The sequence below is a fragment of the Nostoc cf. edaphicum LEGE 07299 genome (assembly GCF_015207245.1).
Lineage (GTDB): Bacteria > Cyanobacteriota > Cyanobacteriia > Cyanobacteriales > Nostocaceae > Nostoc > Nostoc edaphicum_B.
In genome coordinates this window covers 1-2,834 of the sequence record NZ_JADEXF010000896.1, presented here as the reverse complement: position 1 = coordinate 2,834, position 2,834 = coordinate 1, and the positions used below count along the sequence as shown (strand labels likewise).

General features: G+C 39.9%; 1 protein-coding gene and 1 CRISPR repeat array. The gene reads left to right on the top strand.

What is annotated here, in order from left to right; genetic code table 11:
* The first annotated feature begins 186 nt into the window (after positions 1-186).
* A complete protein-coding gene (gene ald, locus IQ229_RS22320) occupies positions 187-1,278 on the top strand; it encodes an alanine dehydrogenase (protein ID WP_194047493.1) in 1,092 nt (363 codons plus the stop codon).
* A gap of 300 nt (positions 1,279-1,578) precedes the next feature.
* Positions 1,579-2,770: a CRISPR direct-repeat array (repeat unit 37 nt; unit sequence ATTGCAATTAACTAAAATCCCTATTAGGGATTGAAAC).
* Positions 2,771-2,834: the final 64 nt, after the last annotated feature.

Here is a 2,834-nt window from a genome sequence, read left to right as displayed (position 1 = left end):
ACAGGTATAAATACTGGGGCAATAGTCAAGGGTAAGAGTTTGGGCTACTCAGATTGAATTAAGAAAGTTAGAACAGAGATGAGGTATCTCTAATCCAGCTATTTCTAATACGGAACTAGCAAGACGGAAGTAGCAAGCTTGAGATTGCCAGACTACGTTAAACAAAAAAATTATCAGAGGCGATATATGGAAATCGGTGTTCCCAAGGAAAATAAGGATCAAGAATTTCGGGTCGGGTTAAGTCCTTCTAGTGTGCGGGTGCTGCGAGAAAATGGTCATAGCATCTTCGTCGAGACACAAGCAGGTAATGGTGCTGGATTCTCTGATGACGACTACAAAACTGCTGGAGCCGAGATTGTCCCCACATCAGAAAAGGCTTGGAATCGGGAATTGGTTGTTAAAGTTAAAGAGCCGCTGACCTCAGAGTATAAATTTTTGCAAAAAGAGCAGATATTATTTACTTATTTACACTTAGCAGCCGATCGCAAATTGACAGAGAATTTAATTGATTGTGGCACAACTGCGATCGCCTACGAAACTGTAGAACAACCTAGTGCTAACAGATTACCCTTGCTCACCCCCATGAGCGTAATTGCCGGTCGGCTAGCAGTACAATTTGGGGCCAGATTCTTAGAACGTCAGCAAGGTGGTAGAGGTGTACTTTTGGGCGGTGTCCCTGGAGTTAAACCGGGTAAAGTAGTAATTTTAGGTGGCGGCGTTGTCGGCACAGAAGCAGCTAAAATTGCCGTAGGCATGGGTGCGATCGTGCAGATTTTAGATGTGAGTGTCGAGCGCTTATCTTACTTAGAAACCCTCTTTGGCTCTAGAGTCGAATTGCTTTACAGCAACTCTGCTCATATTGAAGCCGCAGTTATTGAAGCCGATTTGCTCATCGGTGCAGTTTTAGTATTAGGACGTAGAGCACCAATACTAGTATCCCGCGAATTGGTCAAACAAATGCGTCCTGGTTCGGTAATAGTTGATGTAGCCGTTGATCAAGGCGGTTGCATAGAAACTTTACACCCTACATCCCACACAAATCCCGTATACATTGAAGAGGGTGTGGTGCATTATGGCGTTCCCAATATGCCAGGAGCAGTACCTTGGACAGCAACTCAGGCACTTAATAATAGTACATTACCTTATGTTGTCCAGTTGGCAAATTTTGGAATTATGGCACTGGAGGTTAACCCAGCATTAGCTAAGGGTGTGAATGTGCAAAATCATCGCTTAGTGCATCCTGCTGTACAAGAGGTATTTCCTGATTTGGTAAATTAAGATGTGCCAGGATTAGGCGATCGCTTATTTTAATAGAGGTAGCGATCGTCAATCAGATTAATTTTTTTGCTTTATGCGCGGATGGGTAGGTGTACAAAATGAGAAGGAGCGAAAAAGGCTGTACGCTCCTTCTAGACAAGATTTTGAGGCAATGGTACTTTCAAACCATCCGCGCACCTTATGGGGAATGGGTTTCAGCGATTTGCATCTTGTGATATTACTATTCCCTATGTTATGATTCATTCATTCGCGCAACTGAACCTTGAAAACCAAATACAGCAACGCTTTCAGAAGCCAGCAATTGCAATTAACTAAAATCCCTATTAGGGATTGAAACGCATCTTTTCAAAAGGATTTAAGTCAATTAAGCAGATTGCAATTAACTAAAATCCCTATTAGGGATTGAAACAATCGTCCTTACGTTCGCTACGGCAAGGGTACGCATTGCAATTAACTAAAATCCCTATTAGGGATTGAAACATATTCCAAGTAGCGGCGTTTCTGCCGGGAAAATTATTGCAATTAACTAAAATCCCTATTAGGGATTGAAACGAGAGGAAATATTCACCATTGCTAAGGACATGATTGATTGCAATTAACTAAAATCCCTATTAGGGATTGAAACGTAACGATAGCCGCAGTGTCCAAAATTCTGATTTTGATTGCAATTAACTAAAATCCCTATTAGGGATTGAAACCCCGATTTTCAAACGGAGTTGTTTATACGCCAGAAATTGCAATTAACTAAAATCCCTATTAGGGATTGAAACGGGTCTGGCGTGAGCGTGGGCTGAAAATTGTGAATATTGCAATTAACTAAAATCCCTATTAGGGATTGAAACTCTGAGTCTGGAGGGACTGCTGCAACCATAGATGATTGCAATTAACTAAAATCCCTATTAGGGATTGAAACCTAAAACAGCTTGTCCTTGTGCATATAAGTTTCTTATTGCAATTAACTAAAATCCCTATTAGGGATTGAAACAAGTTTCTGCCTTACTGACGGGCTATTAAGTTCAATTGCAATTAACTAAAATCCCTATTAGGGATTGAAACCCTAATACAATTAGTTATTCACCTTTTCAGATACAATTGCAATTAACTAAAATCCCTATTAGGGATTGAAACAACTTATATGTACCGCGCTGGTATCCCCTTGAGAAATTGCAATTAACTAAAATCCCTATTAGGGATTGAAACTTTAGAGAAGGAAATTCAAAATTTTCTTTAGATGAATTGCAATTAACTAAAATCCCTATTAGGGATTGAAACTTTTTGGAGTGAAGATTTGGAAGTTGGGAATTCTCCCTCAGTATTGCAATTAACTAAAATCCCTATTAGGGATTGAAACTTTTTGGAGTGCCAGGATTATTTAGGGGGCCTCACATTGCAATTAACTAAAATCCCTATTAGGGATTGAAACTTGAGTTCTCTCTTTCTGGTGATTTTCTCAAAATTGCAATTAACTAAAATCCCTATTAGGGATTGAAACATGGCAGATTGCGACCCTCCAATAAGTCAAAGGATTGCAATTAACTAAAATCCCTATTAGGGAT

What these genes read in the sequence shown, in the direction of transcription:
- ald (WP_194047493.1), top strand. Translation starts at nt 187, where the DNA reads ATGGAAATCGGTGTTCCCAAGGAAAATAAGGATCAAGAATTTCGGGTC.